The organism is Bradyrhizobium sp. AUGA SZCCT0176, assembly GCF_018130145.1.
Taxonomy (GTDB): Bacteria; Pseudomonadota; Alphaproteobacteria; order Rhizobiales; family Xanthobacteraceae; genus Bradyrhizobium.
On the sequence record NZ_JAFCMB010000003.1, the window covers coordinates 321,124 to 343,164 of the forward strand.

Consider the following 22,041-nt stretch of genomic DNA (forward strand, 5'->3'; position numbering starts at 1 on the left):
TCGCATTCCAATCGCGCCACGCCGTCCGAATCTCATTTTATGCGTCTCAAAGCCTGCAGCGCATTATTGCGAACAGATTTTCCCCTCCCTGATTGGTTGGGCGCAGGAAACCGCCATCGTTCAGCCCTATGGGCCGCTTTGTAACCGAGTTGCCCACATTTCCGCCGACCACCTGCACCTCATTGCTACCCACCTCGACGACGACGTCGCAATGTCCGGGATAATCGCCGCCATTCTGATGGTGATAGTCGATCCCCTCTCGTCTGGCCCAACAGATGAGATCCCCCACTTGCGGCTTCCACTCCCGCAGCTGGTAGCCATAGAAGCTCGCTTGTGGCCGCGCCTGCAGCAAATCCTTGATCGCACGGAAAATGTAGACCGAGTGCTGCGGGCTGTAGCTGAAACGGGTGCCAGCGCCGGCAGTGCGCATGACCCATGAAATAAAGGCGGCCGACCACGGCACGCTGTGATCGAGACCGGTGAGCGTATCGTTGTTGACACCGTCCTTCCAATATTTGCCGACGTACTTGTAGTAGGGATCCTCGCCTTCCTTGTGCCCGACCCGGGTGGCGTTTCCGCCGATATCGTAGGTCTGCCCGCCGAACCTTTGCCATTCGGCCAATGCGATGGCCGCCGCGCGGGCGCCGAAGCCGCTCGGCGTCGCCGCATCGACCGCAAGCAAATCGACCACGTGGGAAGACTCGGTTTCGGACAGATCAAGCTCGAGATTGGCGTTGGCGCGACTGGACATCTGGTCGAGAGCCGGAGATTGCGTTGGCCTGGTCCAGACTGCCTTGGTCTTACTCAACCAGAAGCGCCGATCGTCAATCCCCGTTTGGCCTCCATTGATCGCGTACGTGACACCAACGATATCGTCGTCATCCGCAAGTTCGTTGCAGGACTTACCGTGATACCCGCTCGCACCCCACTCCGCTGCGGCGATCTCAAGACAATGATCCCGATGGAATGCGAGGTCGGGATTCGTTTCGAGGTCGTCGATGCCCAGGTCGCGGCCGAATTTGGCATAGGCCGCCCGGCCGGTCATCTGTATCAAGCCACGTCCACGGTACTTGAAGCCATCACCTGGGTTCACGTTTCCGAGCCGACCACCGTAGACGTAATTGCCCAATTTCTCTTCATTGTGCGCGTACTGCTGTGCGAATTCCAACGTCGGAAAGCGACGCGGCCATACAGCCATCAAGCGCGAAGGAGAATACCAAAGGCTCTCTATTTGGATCTTGAAGCCGCCTGTTTCCTGTAGCATCTGCGCGAAGAAATGCGCCAATCTCAGTCCGTTGGCAGATATCTTGTATTTCGAGAGGATGTCGTTCGCGCTTGGCGAGCTGAAAGCGGCCGCATATTCCTCCTTCATCGAAGGCGCCAGGGACTGAACCTGAGCAAAAGTTATTTTCATGACAACATCTCCTCGGGGAACCGCTACACGTCCTGATTGGCTTGAGCTCTTGAACTCGGAGTCGCGGCTTCTGCGCTCGGGCTCGGCACCGGCGCTTCGCCGGCAGTGTCGGCTGTCGCTCCGCCGGCAGTGTTAGGCGCCGCTTCGCTGGCCGTGTTGGGCTGCACTTCGTCGGTCCGGGTGCCGTCGTCGACCGGGGGCTCGGGCGGTGCAGATGGCAGCTCGGGAGCAGGCGGAGGCGTCGGAAGCGGCGACGGCGTCGTGAACGCCCCCACGATGCGATCCATCGCTGCGAACACGAGATCCGCGCTGTAGCCGGCCACGAAGGCAAGGGCGAACGGGGAAAGTGATGCGGTAACGGATCCGGTCGAGGGCTGGAGCAGCCACCCGGCTGCCAAGCCGGACAACGCGCCGATCGGGACCCTCAACGAATATTTTCTCTTCAGCGCAGACGTTTCCTCGCCGGCCACGGTCTCGTCCGAGAGGCGCCTGAGTACGAATGCTATGGCGCCCAGCATTCCGTAGAGCACCGGCAGCAGGAAGCCACCGACGAACGATGTGGCGAGCTCAAGCTGGACTTGAGCCACGACTTCGGGCCTGTCCTTTTCTCCTTTGTATTCGCTTGTGCCCAGTCCGATGACGCCAAGGAAGCTCGCTACCTTGCGCGGGAATCCCATTAGATAGTCGGCGACGTGAAGGTACGTAGCTTGCTTTCCGGCCAGCTCCGAATTCTTGGCTTGGGCCGCGGCCTGTGCCGCGGTCTGTACCGTACCGCCGGCGACGGCCGCAGCAGCGACCCCGGCTCCGGCCCCGGCCGGCATCACGTCCGCGGCCTCGATGCTCTTGTTTACTTCCAGCAACCCCTTCTGCACTGCTACGAATGACGAGAAGTACAGCTGTAGCAACAGCAGTGCCGTGAGGATCCCGTAGAAGAAGCGCCGATAATAACCCCTGGCCTCTTCCGGCGACTTGATCTTGGAGTTAAGCGCGCCGTAGGCCGCCCAGAAAAGCGACTGCGTCTCCGGGCTTGCTTGCGTCAGACCGTTGGTGGTCTGCACCGCGATGATCGGTGCGGATATCTGTGTGGGAATCTCCACGCCGCGCTCCGATAGCTTCCTCATCGAGGCGCGAGCCGTCCCGACAGGATCCGGAGTAGCGGCTGTTTTGTTGGCGGACCAGAAACTCATAACTACTGTCCGTGAATTGATTTTTCCCGGCCGACAGTGCCTCAGGACGCCCCCGGGCACTCCTAGGGGGTTCACTAGGTAAATCGGGTCTCACTGGACAAGCGCAGGTCGGATCGGGCTTTCGACCAAGCGGAGGCCTAGGGTATCTACGAGTTGCATGGCGACGGAAATCTCGCCTGTGGTTCTCGAAAGCTGCGGAGATGTGGTCGATGAAGTTCAGGATTTGGGTCAACGGGAAGCGGGCCGAGAGAAGACTGAGCCGAAAAGTGACCGGCCGATTGCAAAAGCTTCCCTACGGACACTCTCTCTACTTCGATCTGTCGGGCCCACACGAAACCTATAGGACAGGCGAGTTGTTGGCGGCCCATGCTGTCGAAGAGCGCATTGTAAGTGCGTTCGGATTGATGTCGGATGCCGCGGCCAGAAAAACGAAAAAGCGCTCCCCCATAACGATCAAAAGGGAAGGCAAGCAGCTAATCATCGTGGACGGATCATCCACGTTCCTCAACGCACTTTTTTCCAAATGGCCCGACGTCCCATGCGTGGTGGAGGTAGCCTCCCAAGTAAGTACGCTGCCCGCGACCACGAAAGACGTGGCACCGACACTCGAGGCCGCCCGCGCCGCCGTCGAGCGACATATGACTTACAACAGGGATAACTATCTAGAACTTCTAGAAGCTGTAACCGAGGCGATAGAGAAGATCGACGAGGACCCGAGATTGACCACCATTGCCGATCATTACTCCCGCTCCCGCAAACAGGGCGTGCAAAAGGAATTTAAGGAACCCGGCAAGATTGTGCTGAAGTATTACGAAGCGGTCCAAAAGAACCCAAAGTTCAAGGTCGAGGACATCATCGATATCGTAGGAGCAACAGTGATCGTCTACTATCCTGACCAGATTGAGATGTTTCTGGACAGGTTTCAGTTAGAGGCAAAGATTAGGGGCCTCAGTCTGGAGCCCTATCGCGATGCCGACACGGGTCGGGAAACTCTTACCAAGGTGCATCGCGAAAAGGGCTACCACGCCACGCATGTCAAGATTCGGTCGGAAGCGGTCGACAAGGCGGGGTTGCGAATTGAGCTGCAGATAAAGACCATGCTGCACGACGCATGGGGTGCGAAGATGCACGACCTCACGTACAAACCTACAGGCGAATTGGATCCACGCCTAAAGACACTGATGGAAAGCTTCGGCGACAGCCTGCAAGCCATCGAGGTCCAAAGTCAGACTTTGCGCGATGCGATCCAAGTTCGCGTTGACCTCATGCGAACACTGACGCGGACCGCTCGGCAGCAGCTGATGGCCAGGTTGAACGAACAGGATGTGGTCGAAGCGGCGAGGAAAACCTATCGCGCGGTATTGGACAGGATCAAGTCGGGGTCGGAGCGTCTCGCTGTGTGTCCCGCTCTCGACGAAGAACTGAGGGAAATACTGAAATCGATCCGCGAACTCGAAGAAAGTGGCGTCACGTCAATGGAGCGTTTGAAGCTCTATACCTTCCTCGCTTCATTCCGAGAGGACAGAATTCTCGACAGAACGATCGATGACGCGTTAAACAAATGGTCCTCGGAGAACAAGGATGAGATCCACGGAATTTTTGTGAGGGCTGCCGCGCTTCACCAGACCAACAGGGTCGCGGATGCAATCGGGCTGATCAAAAGCTTTTTCGGAGGCCATCCGATAAACGCCCCGACGGCCGTTCTCGCGTGCAATCTAGCCAACTACATCATCGAGACGAATCTGGAGCGGCCCGGCATTGACCCGTCGGCGCGCGACCAGGTCCGAGATCTGCTTTCCAGAATCGAACCATTTACGGAAGAGATGGAGGCGAGCGCCCACCTGGATACGAAAGGCGCTTTCCTCATTGTTTTTGGAGAAGATGGGGAGATCGATGAAGGTCTACGTCTGATCGACGAGGCCACGAAGATGGCTGAACCTAACGATCAAGGGATGGGTTATTTCGAACTGTACAAGTCGTACGGCTGGAAGCGAAAGCTTAGGCTTTAGGCTTCCCAAGGGAAAATCGGACGGCGCATTTGCGGATCTTTCGTTGGATTGGATCGACGGCGTTTAACTCTAAGCGGGTACAACTGCAAGCTTCGAATCGGCGACCTACCTCAATGTGGAGGTGGAAACTGTAAGTGTCAACGCGTTGCCAATGACTTAACTGCCGCGTCCACGGATGGTTTCAGCCCAAAATGCCGCAGCGGGGCCATCGAGCCCACGAGTTTCCGAGGTTCGGATCGTCACGATTTTTAGTATCATGATACCTCCATCTTATTCGTTGCGACGCCGCCGGTTCGAGCGTCCCTAGACGTCATTTGACGCCGCCGAGGACAGCGAGCTGCTCGCTCGAGAATTGGAGGTCGGATCTTCGAACCGATCCGACCCAACGCTCCGTCGGATTGGGACCTCCATCGCCGAACGGGACATGCGCCGTCACCATCGCTAGAGCACTTGCCGCACGATCAGGGCATAGTCGCTCCTGCTCTCTTCTTCGCTAGAGGCGACCGCCTCCGTTTGAAATGCCTTCAACAACTCGTCCATCCGCGCTCCTTCATCCTGAAGGTTCGGGTAGCGAAGCTGCATAAGCAATCGGGCAAGCTGCAGCTTGAATAGAAAGGCCTTTATCGAACGAGGACTCGGTCGTCGCTTCATTGCGCGGAAATAATAGGGCATGAAGCCGCGAAGCTTCTCGACCTCTTCGTCTGAGAACCTCACGTCACCCGTTTCGAAGGGCGCTTCAGAAGGCTTCGGCGCAGGCTCGATTGGATTTCGCGCCAGAGCGTCGAGATCCCTTTGGGACACTTCCTTCTTCTGTCGCGCGTTCTCCAACGCTTTGATCGCGTCCGGCCGCTGCGCCAGCCTTTGCTCCTCGGTCATGGATGCGATTTCGCGATTGGTCGTATCGATGCGTTCATTCTTCGATCTCGCCTGTCGCTGCTCCTCGAGACCCATCGGACGGTAATCGCCCATACGCATCCTGTCTGCCGTTCGGGGCTGATGTATGGACGGACCATCTTCGTCAATTCGACGTATCAGCTTGCCGGCCGCAACCTCATCATGGAGCCTTTGCGCGGAGGCCTCCTGTTCGGTCGCCTCACGCAGGTTGCGCTCCCCCTCCTTAACTAGCTTGTCAGTCTCGGCTCGACGTAGTTCTTCGCTTTCCTTGCGGAGTTGCTCGTTCTCGTAGCTGGCCAGCTTAGTGACCAGTTCCTCGACGTTCTTGTCCGACAGATGGGAGAACCGCAAATGGCACGCGAAGAGCTTCTCGATCTGCTCCGACACGATGTCATTCTTCACATCCGCCAGCGGAGCGCCACTCGATCCTTTGGCTCGATCCGCGATCATCGTCTCATAGCGGGATGCGATGGCATGATTGAGAACGTCCTCGTCGACGAGCATCAATACCTGCAGTCTGCTGTTTATCTCGTCGTCGTCCAGAAGGAGACGGACGTTCTCGATGACGCTCAACATCTCGGTCGGCGTGCAGCGGTCCAGATCGTCGACGACCAGAAGAACCTTATCCGGCCTGCGCTCTCGAGCAAATTTCGGAAGGATCACCAGAAACAGGGCGAACACCATCCAAATCATGAGGACCAGCCAATGCGTCGCGTCGACTGACGAGTGTCCTGAAGGGGCTTCCCACGAAAGCCCTAGGTATCGCGCAATCGTCGACAGGTCGAAGGGGGAACCCCGCCAGAGGGCAACCGCCCACGTTGCCGTGACGAGCGCGACGCAAGCGATGGGAACGGCCAGCTTGCGCCAAGTCAACGAGGGACCTCGCTCCTTGGTCCATCCTTTCATGAGGAAGCGGACGTCGTCCCCGATCAAGGCGAGCATCCCGAGGTTCTCGTCGCGACCTACCAGCCGAAGGTTGCGATGAAACAATTGCCTGACCTTGCTGCCGGCGCCCATCCAGATCGCCGCAAGATATATGAGCGCGGAGATACCGACTGCAGAAGCCAACAGCGAGAGCAATTGCAATTTCGCCTGGATGGGAACGAGAGCAAACGCGACAGCGACAAGCGAGGCCAACAGCGCTATGAACCCATTCCGATCGGTGGCTACGCGCAGGGCGATCGCCCAGCGTTCCAGCGGACCGGCAGTAGCTGCGACTGCGGTCGCCAGACTCTTGTACAGGTAGACCCAGGCTTCCGGCGGGCTCCTGTACTTCCAGGCGTTATGAACGACGACCCTGTAGCGCAAATCGGCATAAGCTTCGCCTTTCGGTACCACCACGTTCTTCCGATACTCGGCCGGGTCCTCCAAAAGCGGCTTCAGAGGTCTCAACAACGTCGTCTTGCCGCTGCCCCACTTGCCGAACAATGCGAAGCTGAATTCGCCTTCCGATACCCGCAGGATCGTGGCAAGGGCCTTCGCGTAATCTTCGACGTTGAGGGCTAACTCTTCGAGCCTGGCTTCGCGCGTCATCCTGACGTGGCGCCGCGCTGCGAGAGAACCCGCGACCGGCTCCGGCGGCTGCGGAGCATCCACTACCGGACCCGACGGCGGCTGTTCGAGCTCCGCGGGGGCCTCGTCGCCGCCGTCCGAGAAATGGACAGTCATGCCCTTCTTGGCTTCCTGAAGTTCTCTCACTCTTTTGGAGATGCCGGTGTCCTTATCTTCCAGGAGCGAGCGAAGTAGCCCATTTGCCGAAAGAGGTTCGCCAGAAGGGGAACCTCTGAGAACCTGCCGAAACCCCGGACCGAGGGTAACGTTGAAGCCGGCCTCCTGGTCGTATTCGTCCGGCGTTTCGGCCGGCAACGGGGGTCGCTTGGAAAAGAAGCCGTCCAACATTTCCTCCAAGTCGACGTCCGTCAGCCCGGAAGACGACAGTGCGGATCTCAAGTCGTCCAGCTCTTCCGATTTCTCGACCGTGGTACGCAGATAGAGGAACGTGGTGAGCACGAAGGACGTTGACGACAGTTCGTCGACGTGCGCCTTCTTGTACTTGAGACATCTTACCGTCTCGGCGATCAAGCGCTCCGTGAGACCGGTGAAACGCATCCCGGAAATCTGCGCCTTGCCGAGAATTGTGCGCGTCACTGTGACAAAGTTCGGTCCGCCCAGGTCGACCATGATCCACTCCGGTTTCGATTCAAACGCTACCTGAAGGCGATCGCGAATGCCAAGGAGTCCGTCGGCAAGCGAGACACCGGGATTAGTGGCATATTAGTTTGCCGGTCTGCGGGGGGTCCGTAAGCCCCGGGAAGTCCCTAGGGAGTTGCGGCGCTTTCTCCTCACCGCGACCAATGGCCAGCGCCGCGCGGGCGCGCGAGCCGTCAGCGCGACTTGTTGGGAGATTTTTTCCGAGCGCGGTTTAGCCTGACGCCCTCACCTGACTTGCCGCTTGCGAAGGTGAACTCGACATCCATATCTTTCTCCAGGTGCCGGCGTAGTTTGATCAGGACTTCCTTTCGGCGAGGATCGAGCTTTTCCCGTTCGTCGACTTCGATCAATGAGATTGTCTTCCTTGAAATGCCGGAGCTTTCCGCAAGCGCCGCTTGATCGAAGCCAAGGAGAGCTCTTGCCGCGCGTATCAATGCTGGCGTGAGCAAGTCTTCATCCACGTCGAAAGCCTCGGTTAGCACTAACTGGAGCCGTGTCGTGGCGTACGACGCCGGCTTGCCGAACAGTTAGATTTCTACCAATCGTCTTACCCTTACGTTAACCATGTCAAATTTTCAGTAGCTGTACGCTACCGATATCGTTTCTGCTGTGCTATGTGATAAATCACATTAAATCGGAGCGGACGTGAACTACAAGCAATACACCTCGAACGCGACCTGGCCGTTGGCTTCTTCTGAGGCGGGCGCTGTCGAGATGCGCCGTAACCGAGGGGCATTCCAAATTCTTTCAAAACCGAGGGTCGATGGCCAACGGTCCGAGTTTGCTCGCTTCCTGGGCTGGGTCCACCAGATCGAATAGTCCGCTGAGCGAGATCACGGCGAGCACAGCCCTTGGCCCGCCCCTGAGACCGGTCATCAGAATTTCAAAACTTAATTATTGGCGCGCTGGACGTCTCGTGCGCGAACGACGGAATTCGTCCATGGACAACATCCCAAAAAACGATTCCGGCCACGGGCCCGGAGACCCCTGGCCGGCCGCCCTGTCCTATTGGCGGGACTTGCGTGCTGAGGAGTTCGACCAGGAAAGGATGAAGGAGGTGGCGACTTTCGTAGCCACCATTTCCTCAACGATCCCGGAATGGCGTCGCGCAGCGAAAGGCGACGCCGCGGCCGCTATCGGACTCGTCCTTCCATGTAAACCGCCGGAACGCATCGGCATCAAGGTCGACATGCCGATGACGACGCTCCTCAGTTGCGCGTTCGATAACGCTGCTGCAGCGTTCGTACTCTCGCACAAGCTGCGCACGATGCCGTTGGATCATTTGCACCGTACGCGTCTAGCGACGTCGTGGCTCGTGCACAATCTCTGGCTCGGCCGTCGGAGCTTTGCTCGGCGCGCCTTTCCTCCGAACCCGTTCGACGAAGGAGAGGCGCCGTGATCGTTCAACCCATGTCCGATCTTCATTCGGACTGCCCCGGTTTCGGCGGCTACCCCATCGGTCGGACCCGCCTGATCTCGAATCCTTCCGGATACGCAGGAGAGACCACCGGCTTCGACCCCAACATGACCGTCGAGCTGGGCAAATGAACCACTCTCTCGCCTCTAACGAAGTCGCTTCTGCCGAGGGCGGATGCCACATACCAACTCGGTCCTTGGGAAGGATCGCGTCGCGCGCCGGCATGGGCCCGCTCGAGCTGGCCACCTACCGGCGCCATTGGCGACAGTCGATTCAATTCCATCACCAGATCGAAGAAGCTGCTGCGTTTGGCCGGCGTGCCGGCCGCGGGTTCGGCGCACTCCGAAATCGCTCGGACGGGGCGCTGGACTTTGATTCCGAGGAGGAGGCTGATCAAAGCTCCGCAAACCGCTCGACCGATCGTCCACCAGACGCGGGCCGTGTAGCCGTGGAACTCCAGCTTTCGCGATACTTCGACGAACGGAGCGACCTACTCACGGCGGTGTTGAAGGGTGCTCCGACGATCTTGGTCGATGTCGCCGATCCGCGGGCATTGAGTCGTGTCTCGCAAGCCTGGCAGGATCTTTTTTTCCAGGGTCGACGTAAGGTCGATATTGTACAACAGGGATTTCGGCGTCGCCAAGAACTCGACGTACTATTCATGACGGTGGGCGAGCCCCCCAAGGGCGCGACCGTCGACGAACGAGAAAAGGCCGCCTTGCATGGCCTGTCTCTAGGCCTTCCCTTTTTTGGCATTTCGCCGCTTGCAAGGTCTCATCTTCCGAGCTGTCTCATCAAAGCCGCATCAACGAAGTTCGACTTCCCGCGCATCGACGCCACGACGATCGAGCGGACGATCCGCATCGTTACGGCACGCCGCTGTGAGATCGCATTGGATTGCTCGATCGGCTCCGGTGCCACGGTCGAAGACCTGATCGTCGCCATCCGTTTCGACCGTACTCCCGAACAATGCATCGGGGAGCTTGGTCGCCTCGCCGATCTGAAGCATGCGAAAGCGGGCGCCCGCGGACTTGTTCTCTCCCAGCTTCACGGATTGGGGGAGGCTCGCGCATGGGCAAAAGACAGTATCGCCGACATACAAGCATGGAAGCAGGGGCGCATTCCGTGGAGTGCTGCTTCGTCCGCAATCGCGCTCGAAGGACCTCCCGGCTGCGGCAAGACGACGTTCGCCTCCGTGTACTGCGCCGAGGCGGGTCTGCACATGGTCGGCGACGCGAACATGGCTGCGTGGCAGTCGAGCGGCGAAGGCCATCTCGGTCATTTGCTTCGAGCCATGAAAAAAAGCTTCGAGGAAGCCCGCGCAAACGCACCAGCTTGCATCATCATTGATGAGTGCGACAGCGTCGGTGCTCGAAGCTCGATGTCGCATTCGCATCGGGACTATTCTGTCCAGGTGGTCAATGCGCTGTTGGCCGAGATAGACGGCATTAAAGGCCGTGAGGGCGTCGTAATAATCGGGTGTAGTAACGATCTGTCTCGTTGCGACCCTGCGCTGTTGAGAGCCGGCCGCCTGGAGAAGATCATCAGAATCGGTTTTCCGGACGTTGCCGAACTCGAGCGCATGTTTCGGGTTCGACTGCAGAAAGATCTGCGGGACGACGACCTGATGCCTTTGGCTGAACTAGCGATCGGCATGGTCGGCGCCGACGTCGAACGTATCGTGAAGGATGCGCGGCGCGCCACGCGCAACGCAGGCGACCGGGCGATAACACTCGATGACCTTAAGAAGGCGCTCCTCGGTGAAGACGATCGCTCCGAGCGGGAAATCTGGGTTGCTTGTGTCCACGAGGCGGCCCATATCGTCGTCGACGTCCTGCACTTCGGGCCTGAGGGCGTGTTCGCTTCCGTCGCCGCGACGGCAACGCGCGGCGGCATGGTCGCGCGGCCACGGCCCGGGCGCCTGCTGCATACCGCCGACGACTACGGTCGGCGGCTTCAGGCGATCTTGGCCGGACGTGTCGGAGAAACTTTGATTTTCGACAGACCGTCGCATGGAGCGGGTGGAAAAGGCGGCGATATCGACCAGGCAACCCAACTCGCATGCGCCATGATTGGCTCACTCGGCCTGGCGGGGCCGACCCCGCTGATCTTTCGCGCACCGGCGAGCGAAACCGAAAGGTTGCTCGGCTTTCCCGACGTCCGAAGAGCGGTCAATGCGGAGCTTCAGAGACAAGCCGAGGCGTGTCGCCTACTTCTTGAAGACCATCGCGACGCCATGCTGTCGGTCGCGCAGCGGCTGCGTGAATGCGGTCGCATCGACGGAGCGGAGGTCGCCGACCGGATCTCGGCATGCTCCCATACGGCGATTCGCGTCTCGGCTTGACCGGTTGCAAACAAGCCAAGGCGCTTATGCATTTGGGGTCGGATGGCTCTCGCCTTGATGAATTCGATGGGTCGATCCCACGCGACAAGTGAACCGCGAAGGGCACTCTCGCCTACCATATTATTTCGTCTCTTGGACCGTTACTCGGCGGCGGTGGCGCCGGCAGATTCCGTGGGCGTACAGGCAGCAGCACCAGGGCAATTAGCTAGTGCCAAGAGACTGCGAAACCGATGAAACCACGACCACTCCACGCGCCAGCGGACTGGTCTGCACACCGAATGCGAACGGGGTGGAGCGCCGGTGCGATCCGGACGGCACCCCTATGAGCCAATCCGGTAGGCGAAGTTCCCCGGCGCAAAAGTTACCAGCGGCAGCGTACCGCGCGCGGTGGTCAAAATACCACCGGCTTGGGCCGCGCCGACTGTAGAGGCCAGCGGTTTCGGATAGGATGAGCGGATGACCGACGCCCCCAAAATCGAACTGCGCATCAGCCTCGATCCAGAAACCCTTCTGGGGCCCGGCAAGGCCGCTCTGCTGCAAGCCATCGACGAGACCGGGTCGATCGCTGCCGCCGGCCGCCGCATGGGTATGAGCTACAAACGCGCTTGGTACTTGATCGACACCATGAACGCGTACTTCACCGAGCCGGTGGTCGTGTCCGCCAAGGGCGGCAATTCGCGCGGCGGCGCCCAACTGACGTCCACCGGGCGCAAGGTGCTGGAATCCTACCGGCGGATGGAGAAAAAGACCCGCTCGGCGATCGCCGGCGATCTCGCGAAACTCGCCGTTCTGGCGGTCAAAAAATCCCGTTGACCCCTTACCTCAGAGGAATATGGTTCCCGATATAGCCATGTTGCTATATCGGGGGTTGTCATGAAGTATCGGTTGCCGAGGCTCGCTGCGTTCGCGCTGGCGACCGTCCTTTCCCTAGCCCACGCGTCCGCCCAGAACGCACCTGCGATCGCCGCCGCGTCGGACCTGAAATTCGCGCTGGATGCCGTCGCCGCCCAGTTCAAGTCCGACACCGGAAAGGACCTCAAGGTCACCTACGGCTCGTCGGGGAATTTCGCGCGCCAGCTCGAGCAGGACGCGCCGTTCGAGATGTTCCTGTCCGCTGACGAGGGCTTCGTCTTCAAACTCGCCGATTCCGGCAAGACGCTGGACCGCGGGGCGCTTTATGCCGAAGGCCGCATCGTACTGTTCGCCCCGACCGGATCATCGTTGAAGCCTGACGCCGACTTCTCCGACCTGAAGGCGGCCTTAGCCGACGGCCGCATCCAGAAATTTGCGATCGCCAATCCGGAGCACGCGCCCTACGGGGTCGCTGCGCAGCAGGCGCTGGAGTCGAAGGGGCTGTGGGACACCGTAAAGCCCAAGATGGTGCTGGGCGAAAACGTCTCGCAGGCGGCGCAGTTCGCCACCTCCGGATCCGCGCAGGGCGGCATCTTCGCCTACTCGCTGGCGCTATCTCCGGAGGTGAGCAAGCTTGGCACCTACACCCTCGTCCCTGCCGCGTGGCACAAGCCGCTGCGCCAGCGGATGGTGCTGATGAAGAACGCCGGCGACACCGTAAAGCCCTTCTACGAATACATGCAGTCGCCGCCGGCCCGCGCGGTGCTGCGCAAGTTTGGCTTCGGGCTGCCCGGCGAAGTCAGTTGAACCAATGGACTGGCCGGCGCTCACGCTCTCTCTCCGGCTCAGTGCGCTGACCGTACTCTTCTTGCTGCCGGTCGGTATCTTCCTCGGCCGCGGCCTGGCCTTCCACCGCTTCCGGGGGCGGGGCCTCTGCGAATCCCTGCTGGCGCTGCCGCTGGTGCTGCCGCCGACGGTGATCGGGTTCTATCTGCTGGTGACATTCGGCAGCGGATCGCCGCTCGGGCAAGGTTGGCGCGCGGTCTTCGGACATCCGCTGGCCTTCAGCTTCGAAGGCCTGCTGCTCGCTTCGATCCTGATCAACCTACCTTTTGCGGTCCAGCCGATGCAGCGCGGCTTCGAGGCGATACCTACCGACGTGCGCGAGGCCGCGGCGGTCACGGGCATGCCGCCCTGGCGCGTGCTCTGGCTGATCGATCTCCCGCTGGCCTGGCCAGGTATCGTGACCGGCCTGGTGCTCGCGTTCGCGCACACGCTCGGGGAATTCGGCGTCGTTCTGATGGTCGGCGGCTCCATTCCCGGCGAAACCCGTACCATCGCCATCGCGATCTACGACCGCGTTCAGGCCTTCGACACCGCCGCGGCCGGCGCCATGTCGGCGCTACTTCTTCTGATCTCCCTCGCGGCGCTCGGTGTCACCTACGCCCTCTCTGCGCGGGTCGGCCGTCGTGTCTGATTCCGGGGGACTGATGGTGAGCGTTCGGCAGTCAGGCCCCATTCCTCTCGCCGTCGATCTTTCGTGCGCAGCGGGAGAAATGCTGGCTCTCGTCGGCCCGTCCGGAGCCGGGAAGACGACCGTGCTGCGTACGATCGCGGGCCTCTACCAGCCTGCCGAAGGCTGCGTGATCAGCGGCGGCACCACCTGGTTCGACAGCGCGAAGTCGGTCGACCTTCCGCCGCATCTTCGCGGGGTCGGCCTGGTCTTCCAGTCGTACGCGCTATTTCCGCACATGTCGGCGCTGCGCAATCTGACGGTCGCCCTGGCGCACCGACCGCCCGGCGAACGGGTTGAACGCGCCCGGGCACTTCTTCGCCTCGTTCACCTCGACGGGCTGGAGGAACGCCGGCCCGGCGCACTTTCCGGCGGCCAGCAGCAGCGCCTGGCCGTCGCCCGCGCGCTGGCCCGTGAGCCGGATGTCCTGTTGCTGGACGAGCCGTTCTCCGCCGTCGACCGCCGGACCCGGCGCGGCCTCCACGATGAACTGCGCGAACTGCGGAAATCCGTTTCGGTGCCGACGATCCTCGTCACGCACGATCTCGACGAGGCCGCGGCGCTCGCCGACCGTCTGTGCGTGCTCGACGCCGGCAAGACCTTGCAGACCGGCCGTCCCGCCGATGTGCTGGGTGCGCCCGCAAGCCGGCGGGTGCGAGAAGCCTTGGACTTCCCCTCGGGGGAGACAGATGGCTGAACAGGTCAGACCGCCGGTTTTGATCCGCGGAACGGGGGATGTCGGTTCGGCCGTCGCCGTCCTGCTCTTCCGCCGCGGTTACCCCGTAATGTTGCATGACGACGCAGCTCCGGTCGCCCCACGCCGTGGCATGGCCTTCACCGACGCGGTGTTCGACGGCGGGGCGACGCTCGACGGGGTCAGCGCGCAACGCTTCGACCGCCCGGCCGACTTGAGCGAAGCGATGATAGCAGGCCACGTCATCCCGGTTACCGTCCTGCCTTTCACTGAGGTGCTGCGAGTCTCGAATTGGTTCGCACTCGTCGACGCCCGTCTGCGCAAGCGATCCATTCCGGATCGGCAGCGCGGGATGGCGCCGCTCACGATAGGACTGGGCCCGAACTTCATCGCCGGCGAGCTGGTGGATATCGCGATCGAAACGGCCTGGGGCGAACGCCTGGGCGACTTCGTCAGCACCGGAGCGACGCTGCCGCTGGCAGGCGAGCCGCGATCTCTCGGCGGAGTCGGCCGCGCCCGGTTTATCTACGCGCCGGTGGCCGGACGCTTCGAGACCATGGCGCGCATCGGCGAAAGCATAGCTGCGGGCCAAATTGTCGGACGTATCGGATCGGTTGAACTGTCCGCCCCACTGTCCGGGGTTATCCGGGGCCTTACCCGAAGCGGCGTTTCCGTCGCCCAAAACACGAAAATCATCGAGGTCGATCCGCGCGGCGATCCTTCGAATGCTTTTGGCATCGGCGAACGGCCGCGCCGGATCGCGGAGGGCGTGTGCCGTGCAATCGGCGACATCCGGTCGACAGCAGGAGCGACGCATGACCCCGGCAATTGAGACCCAACGTAACCCCGTGTCCGCCTTCCTCGGCGGCGCCGTCATCGGCACCCTCGGCGGGTTGATCGGGCTGGGTGGCGCCGAATTCCGGCTGCCGCTGCTTATCGGCATGTTCCGCTTCCCGGCGCTTGAGGCGGTGATCCTCAACAAGACCATGAGCCTGATCGTGGTTGCGACCGCGCTGCTGTTCCGGTCGCGGGCCGTGCCGTTCGCCGACGTCGCTGCGAACTGGCCGATCATCGTCAACCTGCTGGCGGGCAGCCTGATCGGCGCATGGATGGGGGCTGCATGGGCGACGCGCCTCAAGTCGGAGACCCTCTACCGGGTCATTGCCACGATGCTGGTGTTGATCGCCATCATCCTGATCCTGGGCCATGACGCGACCGTCGGTTAGACCTGGCTGACGGGCGCAGCCCAAGCCGTCGCCGGTGTCGTCGCCGGCTTCATCATCGGCGTCGTGGCCTCACTGCTCGGCGTCGCTGGCGGCGAACTGTTGATCCCGACGTTGGTGCTGCTGTTCGGCGCCGACATCAAGCTCGCGGGCAGCCTGTCGCTCGCCGTCAGCCTGCCTACGATGCTGGTCGGGTTCACGCGCTATACCCGCGATCAGAGCTTCATAGTCGTCGGGCGGAACAAGATTTTCCTGCTGGTGATGGCGGCGGGATCGATCGGGGGCACGTTCATCGGCGGCCAGTTGTTGGGATTGGTGCCGGCCGGCACGCTATTGCCGCTGCTCGCCGTCATCCTGCTGGCCTTGGCCTACAAGGTTTGGCAGCACAAATAGCGGCGACGTCTCCGTGGGATCGGGGTTCAATCCCAGTCGCAGCGTCGTGCATGTCGGCGCGCTAACGTCCTCCCTTCGACGCCATGCTGTCGGTCGCGCAGCGGCTGCGTGAATGCGGTCGTATCGACGGAGCGGAGGTCGCCGACCGGATCTCGGCATGCTCCCTTGCCGCACGCGGCATGCCGGCCTGAACCCGTCAGATCGTGGGCGGTCAGCCGCGTTGGCGCTTAGCCTTCTTGGGCGGCGGCTCCGTCGGAGGAACGCGGCTGGGAAAGTACCAGCCACCTTGCTTGCTGATCGGCGCGCCCCTCCCTGTCCAACGGCGGAGGTACGCGTCCCAGATTCGCCACTCCGGATCTTCCTCACGAACGAAAAAGCGTCCCTTGAAACCTAGGTCGATAATCGGATGCCCCATCGCGATGCGGAACTCCGTTCGGTCGATCCCCAACTCGACGAAGCAATCTTCAAGCGTGTTGTTGTTGTCGACCGCGTCGTTCATAGCCGACAGCGAGACACCAGCCCGCATGGCCCGCCTCAACAACCCCAGGACTTCGTTATCGCTTTCTTCGTAGTAGAACTTCAGGCGCATCCTGCCACGAATTAGATAGCAGGCCTTCATTCCGGGCTCGCGGTCTTCGGCGCGCTCGACGGCAGCGTACTTGGGAACGTCTCGAATATCCGGAGGCAAGCGCTTGCCATCCTCAGAGAAACGGGGAGCAGATGCCAACTGCACCGCGTCCGCGACGCGCCCGAAGCCGAACTTTTCAATCCAGTCCGCGAACGCATCGCTCCAGCCCGGGCCGAGGGGGTCGTTACCCCACGCCTTGTGCTCCCACATTCGGCGCAATTGTTGCGCCGCTGCCGAGGACTCCGAATTTGAGCGCATCGCTCGCCCACCTGTGGAAAACCGGTTTGATTCGTGTGCGATTCTACAAGCGGGCGACTCCCACGATCTAGCTATGCCCAAGCACCGATTGGCAAAAAAATATCTGTTTCCACGATGCTGTGAGGCTTGCGCTCGATCGGTGAACACCGGGGAAACTTGATTCGGCGTAACGGCGTTTTCGCGAGCTGGGCGCAAACTTCACTAGAGGATTTAATGCGTCGCAAGGTCGGCCGAGACGATCAGCGCGCCATAGCCCTAGTCGCATTTTTTCGACGCTACAATCTATCTGCCCCAGCCGCGCTTAACTGAACCCAAGCATCGCCGAGAGTATCGCGGCCGCTGCCAGAAGGCTGGTCGTGCTGCGACTGTCCATCATGGTGCATCAATCTCCACACCGTTGTCAGTGCGTTCTGCGAATGTTCGATTGCTCCAGGCCCCCGCGGGGGCTACCTCGTCAGTTCGAAGTGTCCCAGCGTCTGTCGGCTGGTGAAGTAGTTCCGCTTAGTCGATTATGCCCGACATCCGATAGCTTCAGGATTGCGGATCCTTCATACGAGGGGCCGGCATCGAGACTGACCTTCTTTGGCACTACACGATAGACGTAGTAAAGCGTCGGCCTTCCGGATTCGGGATCGCGCCTGGCGAGCGCGATCAAAGTCTCCGAGTCCGAATCCCTAGAATAGACCTCCATGCTTATCCGCAGGAAATCCTGCTTGATCTGCGCTCTCGCGGGCACGACCCCGCTCGTGTCGGTGCCCTGCCAGTGAATCTTCATCTTCCATGCGCCGTTCAGATCGGGAAAAATCAGGTTGTTGAGTACCGGAAACAGTGACCAAATGCGCTTCCAGCCGACGTACACCAAGAACAAGATGATCAGGTTCAACGCTGTGCCACCGGACACCGCAATACTCACGCTCGACCTGAGCGTCGGCTCGTCACCAAATCTCCAAACGATGGCTACTATGAGCGCAACGCAAACGCCGTAGCACACGGCGATCGCTCCGATCACGCGAGTAATGGGTAGAACGCTGATCAATTCAATTCCTCGAAAAACACTTCCTTGCCGCCACAAAACACTGCGATGCCAAACCCCTCGCTGGCTATTCCCGACAACATGACTTTAGGAATTGCGGAACCGAATAGAGCTGCCAGATATCGTCCACCAAAGCGCTTTGACCTGTCTATCTCGGCCCCGGAAATGATCGGCGGAGAGAAGTACTGCGCCACTTTTGTCAATCGCCACGCCGTCGAGATGACATGGAATCCATCATGGTGCTCGCTGCGCCGCGATGCAATCTCCACCAATCGAGATACCAAGTCCTGTCCGTCAAATGCGGTCGTGACTTTAGACAGCGGCACGAAGGGAAGCACTTCCGGGTAGTCGCATACGACAATTCCAATACCGGAAAAGTCGCAGGTTCTGCGCCGCATCACGTCACGAAGAGTGTCTCGCAATCGCTCGACATGAAGCATTTCGCTTCGGTTGTAAAACTCAGACCGCGCCGGGCCTTTCCGAGAAACGAGGGCCATTCCGATGCATCCTCAAATTGGACCCACGGCCGTCAGTCACCATAGTAGACGAATGGCGCCCAGACGACCGGCCGGCGCTTCGCCGCGTCCGCGTCAAGGATAAACTCTCGCTTTGTCTCAGATAAAGCAATGGCTGGCGGTTTCTTATCCTTCACCTTGCGGAAGAAGCGCTCGACGAACTCGGCGGTACTGCCATCGAGTACCGGCCAAAGCGTCAAAATGGTGCTCGCGCTTCCGCCGGCGTAGAGCGCGAAGGGTAAACCCAAGATGCCTTCGCCCGACACCCACTTGCCCACACCTGTCTCGCAAGCGGAAATGAAGACCAAGTCGCTTCTGAAGTCGAACGCAGACAGCTCGGACGCTCGCAGGTATCCGTCCTCCTTGTCGTCCAGATTTGCCTGTGACAACACAATGCCGCTCAGATCGGGATTCTGCTGATCGAGATACCCATGAGTCGAAAACAACACGTACCGATAGCGCTGTAGCCCACCGTCGCCCTGGAGCCGCCTAACTGTGGCCTCCGACGCCTCGGCGCCTGAAAACAGGTTGTCGCCGGCCTTCAGACCAAACAGCGACGCAAGCTCGCTCAACTCTTTCGCCGACCCCGGCAGGGTCTGCCAGGTTGGCTGACCGGCCATGCCCTCGGTCGGACCACGCAGGGCGTCGATGCCGGAAATCGGCTTCTCCAATGGAGGCTTTACTGAGTATGTCGGGTCTCCGATCGCCAACATCGGAGATCTCTCAATCTGAGCGTAGCGCCTCAGGCGTTCCCTCGAAAGGTTCATTAGGGAAATCGACTGGATGGACGAAATGTCGTGACTCTCGGCGAGAAAGGCCCCTTCGACTTTGAACGTGTCCAACGGAACCAAAGCAAGCGGGCCGTCTGGCGAGACGTACCATCGGCGTGCTTTCAGAATTTCGGCCGGGAGCGCCTTGAAAAGCCAAGACGAAAGCTCCTGTCTGATCTCCTCTATGTCTCCTACCAGTTTGGCATTATCGACTGCACCGGATTCGGCGAGCTGCATGCGGAACGAACCGTCTTGTAATTTCCAGACGAGATATCTGGGCGTGCCCGGCGGCGGGTAACGCAGCCCGGCAACCCCGTCCGGCTTGGCCAAGGCGGCCCGATAGGCCTCAAGTGTCGCCGACAGATTGGCGTAGGGAGGAAGTACTACGGTGCCCCGCTGGCCTTTACCGTCGATCCAGATCAGCAGCAGATCGGGATCACCTTGCACGAAATCAAGAATTACACCGTCCTCGGTCAAGAGGGCGACGGCATCCTTTGCATCCGCCAACTTGAAGTCGACTGCTTCTCGATACAGGGGATGCTTCGAACGAAGCGAGGCATCGAGCTTGGCAAAATCCGAGGCTAGTCCGCTGCGCTGCGCTTCCATATCCGAGCGCTGCGCGACGTCAGCTACCGTTGGAATGCGGCCGTCGAGTGCCGCTATCCTGAATTCGAGGTCGGATAAAGCAGCCCGTTCCGCCACCGGCAGAATGCTTCGTGCCGCACCGCGTGTCGAGGAAGTCTCGATGAGCGTGCGAGCCTTCGAAAGTTCCGCGACCTTCAACGCACCGTCAAAGTTTCCCAGGCGAGCTTCGAGGATTGCAAGAGACTTGTAGGCCGGCGTGATTGTCGAAAAGAAGGTTCTGCGCAGAGCGTCCGAAAGCCCACCCTCGGCTCGAAGCGTCTCGGCCGCGTCGACAATGCGGACGTAAAGAGACCTCGCTTCCTCGAAGTCGCCGTTCGCGAACAAGACGCCAGCGAGCCCGCGCATCGAAATCACCGTTGTGGCGTTGCGAGGCCCGAGGACCTGCGTACGATTAGCCACCACCTTCTCGAATTGCTGCCGCGCTTCGACCCGCTGGCCTGCGTCGCCGAGCGTGGAAGCAAGGTTATGCAGGCTCTTTATCGTTTCCGGATGCGTTTCCTTGAACAATCGGAATCTGATCGCGTATACGTCACGATGGGTAGCTATCGCTTCCGGGTAACGACCCAACGCCGCCAGAATGGCGCCCTGATTGCTTCGTGACAGCAGGGTAAGATGATTTTCCGGTCCCAATACGGCCGTTCGCACGCGAACTGCCTCCGTAATTGCGTCCATCGCCTCGGCGTAGCGGCCTGCGCTTCGCAAGGCCAACGCCAGATTGTTCTGAACGCTAAGGCGAGCCGGATGCGTTACCGGGAGCTTGTTGACCAGCCCAGCGGCGGAGTAGCGGTAGATTTCAATGGCCTCGTCGTTTCTACCGATATCGGATAGTACCGCTGCGATGTTGTGCAATGTAGCGATGGTATCGATATTGTCGTCCCCGACCTGACTTCTCGTGTTCCGCAGTATCCGCTGATACATCGACAAAGCTTCGCCATATCGACCGGACTGATAAAGCAATCCGGCGTACTGGTGTCCGATGTTCATCGTCGCGGGTTTGGTCTCCCCGATCGAATCCAATGCCAGCGAATAAGCCCGCTTCTCGGTGTCGAGCCCCTCGGAGACGCGTCCGCTGCGGGACAGGGCGTCGGCCAGGTCAGCCATCGCCTCTATCGTTCTGACGTTCTTCTCCCCAAGCCGGGCAGTGAGGGATTGCGTTATTTCGCGTGATTCTTTCAAAGCATCGTCGAACTTCGATTTGTCGATGAGCTGCCTCACCATTATCGTGCGCGTAACGAGCGTGTCAGGATGGTCGGCACCTAGTACCTGGATTCGCAGCCGCAGCGCTTCCGACAACAGATCGTCGGCTTCCTGGGTACGTCCGAGTCGCCGCAGGACGAAGCCGAGGTTGTGCTCGCTTTCCAGCGTCTCCGGATGGCTCTTCGAAAGCAACTTCACCCGTCCTTCGTAGACCGGCTTCAACACGTCTTGCGCAGCGGCAAACTTAGTTTGACGAAGCAGCGCTGTTGCGAGCGTGTTGCCAAACCGCAATTTGTCACGCGCAAAGTCCTCTGAGAGCTCATCGGCCTTGACGATCACGGCGCGCATGATCTTTTCAGCGTCTGCCGCTGCCGAGGTAGACATGACCAGTGCTATCCTGTCCTTCACGCGAAGCGCTCGCAAACTGTCAGGACCATCCGCTTCGGCCGCCGCTCTCAGCGCCCGTTCGAGGGCTTCCGTGGGGGAACCGTCGCCGGACACGGCCACTTTGGCGACCAGGAATAGGGTGTCGGCTATGTCCTGATTCGAAAGTCCACTGGATGCATCCAGTGCGGCCTGAGCAGGAGCCACCGCGTCGTGGAATCGGCCCTGCCCCAAAAGGTTTTCGGCACGGATTGTGGCAACGCTTCGGCGCTCCGTTTGGGAAAGCCTGGCTGACGTAGGAATACCGTTTAAAGTCGAAAGCGACTGTTCATAGGCGCCTTTTTCCAAGAGTTGACGGGCCTGCTGCAGCGTATCGTCTGCACTTTGCTGCCCATAGCCGTTCGACGCCATCAGCGTGAAGACCGTAGCTAAGACCCGTCGTTGCAAGTGAAACATGTTG

General features: G+C 60.3%; 17 protein-coding genes and 1 pseudogene. 10 read left to right on the forward strand and 8 right to left on the reverse strand.

Annotated elements, in window-relative coordinates:
• Nucleotides 1-46: 46 nt before the first annotated feature.
• Both JQ600_RS09755 and JQ600_RS09760 read right to left on the reverse strand, forming a co-directional pair.
• The gene (locus tag JQ600_RS09755; RefSeq protein ID WP_212489852.1) at nt 47-1,414 is read right to left on the reverse strand and encodes a DUF2272 domain-containing protein; all 1,368 of its coding nucleotides are present in this window, start codon (nt 1,412-1,414) and stop codon (nt 47-49) included.
• Between the two features lie 23 nt (nt 1,415-1,437).
• Nucleotides 1,438-2,511: a hypothetical protein gene (locus JQ600_RS09760; RefSeq protein WP_212489853.1), complete on the reverse strand. Its 1,074-nt coding sequence runs from the start codon at nt 2,509-2,511 to the stop codon at nt 1,438-1,440.
• A gap of 299 nt (nt 2,512-2,810) precedes the next feature.
• On the opposite strand from JQ600_RS09760, the gene JQ600_RS09765 reads away from it, so the two are divergent.
• Nucleotides 2,811-4,610, forward strand: coding sequence for a RelA/SpoT domain-containing protein (locus JQ600_RS09765; RefSeq protein WP_212263044.1), 1,800 nt, complete (start codon nt 2,811-2,813; stop codon nt 4,608-4,610).
• A gap of 441 nt (nt 4,611-5,051) precedes the next feature.
• Here JQ600_RS09765 and JQ600_RS09770 read toward each other — a convergent pair whose 3' ends face one another.
• Nucleotides 5,052-7,685, reverse strand: coding sequence for a P-loop NTPase fold protein (locus tag JQ600_RS09770; RefSeq protein WP_212489854.1), 2,634 nt, complete (start codon nt 7,683-7,685; stop codon nt 5,052-5,054).
• 203 nt (nt 7,686-7,888) lie between these two features.
• Nucleotides 7,889-8,176, reverse strand: a complete 288-nt coding sequence (locus JQ600_RS09775) for a helix-turn-helix transcriptional regulator (protein ID WP_312017251.1) — start codon at nt 8,174-8,176, stop codon at nt 7,889-7,891.
• A gap of 479 nt (nt 8,177-8,655) precedes the next feature.
• Here JQ600_RS09775 and JQ600_RS09780 point away from each other — a divergent pair, with 479 nt between their 5' ends.
• The 9 genes and pseudogenes from JQ600_RS09780 (at nt 8,656) to JQ600_RS09820 (ending at nt 16,151) form a co-directional block, all read left to right on the forward strand.
• The gene (locus tag JQ600_RS09780) at nt 8,656-9,114 is read left to right on the forward strand and encodes a hypothetical protein (protein WP_212489855.1); all 459 of its coding nucleotides are present in this window, start codon (nt 8,656-8,658) and stop codon (nt 9,112-9,114) included.
• A complete protein-coding gene (locus tag JQ600_RS09785; protein ID WP_212489856.1) occupies nt 9,111-9,263 on the forward strand; it encodes a hypothetical protein in 153 nt (50 codons plus the stop codon). Before JQ600_RS09780 ends, JQ600_RS09785 begins: the two co-directional genes overlap by 4 nt.
• Nucleotides 9,264-9,355: 92 nt before the next feature.
• Nucleotides 9,356-11,476: an AAA family ATPase gene (locus JQ600_RS09790; RefSeq protein ID WP_212489857.1), complete on the forward strand. Its 2,121-nt coding sequence runs from the start codon at nt 9,356-9,358 to the stop codon at nt 11,474-11,476.
• 456 nt (nt 11,477-11,932) lie between these two features.
• Nucleotides 11,933-12,289, forward strand: coding sequence for a winged helix-turn-helix domain-containing protein (locus tag JQ600_RS09795; protein ID WP_212489858.1), 357 nt, complete (start codon nt 11,933-11,935; stop codon nt 12,287-12,289).
• Nucleotides 12,290-12,349: 60 nt separating this feature from the next.
• Nucleotides 12,350-13,135, forward strand: coding sequence for a molybdate ABC transporter substrate-binding protein (gene modA / locus JQ600_RS09800; protein WP_212489859.1), 786 nt, complete (start codon nt 12,350-12,352; stop codon nt 13,133-13,135).
• Nucleotides 13,136-13,139: 4 nt separating this feature from the next.
• A complete protein-coding gene (modB, locus tag JQ600_RS09805; protein ID WP_212489860.1) occupies nt 13,140-13,805 on the forward strand; it encodes a molybdate ABC transporter permease subunit in 666 nt (221 codons plus the stop codon).
• Between the two features lie 13 nt (nt 13,806-13,818).
• Nucleotides 13,819-14,538: an ABC transporter ATP-binding protein gene (locus JQ600_RS09810; protein WP_212489861.1), complete on the forward strand. Its 720-nt coding sequence runs from the start codon at nt 13,819-13,821 to the stop codon at nt 14,536-14,538.
• Nucleotides 14,531-15,367 carry a xanthine dehydrogenase gene (locus JQ600_RS09815; protein ID WP_212489862.1) on the forward strand — a complete coding sequence of 279 codons (837 nt, stop codon included), beginning with the start codon at nt 14,531-14,533 and terminating at the stop codon, nt 15,365-15,367. The genes JQ600_RS09810 and JQ600_RS09815 overlap by 8 nt, the downstream gene beginning before the upstream one ends.
• Nucleotides 15,351-16,151, forward strand: a pseudogene (locus tag JQ600_RS09820) (sulfite exporter TauE/SafE family protein). Before JQ600_RS09815 ends, JQ600_RS09820 begins: the two are co-directional and overlap by 17 nt.
• A 211-nt stretch (nt 16,152-16,362) precedes the next feature.
• On the opposite strand, the gene JQ600_RS09825 reads toward JQ600_RS09820, so the two are convergent.
• The 4 genes from JQ600_RS09825 to JQ600_RS09840 form a co-directional block, all read right to left on the reverse strand.
• Nucleotides 16,363-17,037, reverse strand: coding sequence for a hypothetical protein (locus JQ600_RS09825; protein ID WP_212489863.1), 675 nt, complete (start codon nt 17,035-17,037; stop codon nt 16,363-16,365).
• Between the two features lie 454 nt (nt 17,038-17,491).
• Nucleotides 17,492-18,073, reverse strand: coding sequence for a hypothetical protein (locus JQ600_RS09830; protein WP_212489864.1), 582 nt, complete (start codon nt 18,071-18,073; stop codon nt 17,492-17,494).
• Nucleotides 18,070-18,567, reverse strand: coding sequence for a hypothetical protein (locus JQ600_RS09835; RefSeq protein WP_212489865.1), 498 nt, complete (start codon nt 18,565-18,567; stop codon nt 18,070-18,072). Before JQ600_RS09835 ends, JQ600_RS09830 begins: the two co-directional genes overlap by 4 nt.
• 32 nt (nt 18,568-18,599) lie before the next feature.
• A complete protein-coding gene (locus tag JQ600_RS09840) occupies nt 18,600-22,037 on the reverse strand; it encodes a tetratricopeptide repeat protein (RefSeq protein ID WP_212489866.1) in 3,438 nt (1,145 codons plus the stop codon).
• Nucleotides 22,038-22,041 lie beyond the last annotated feature (4 nt).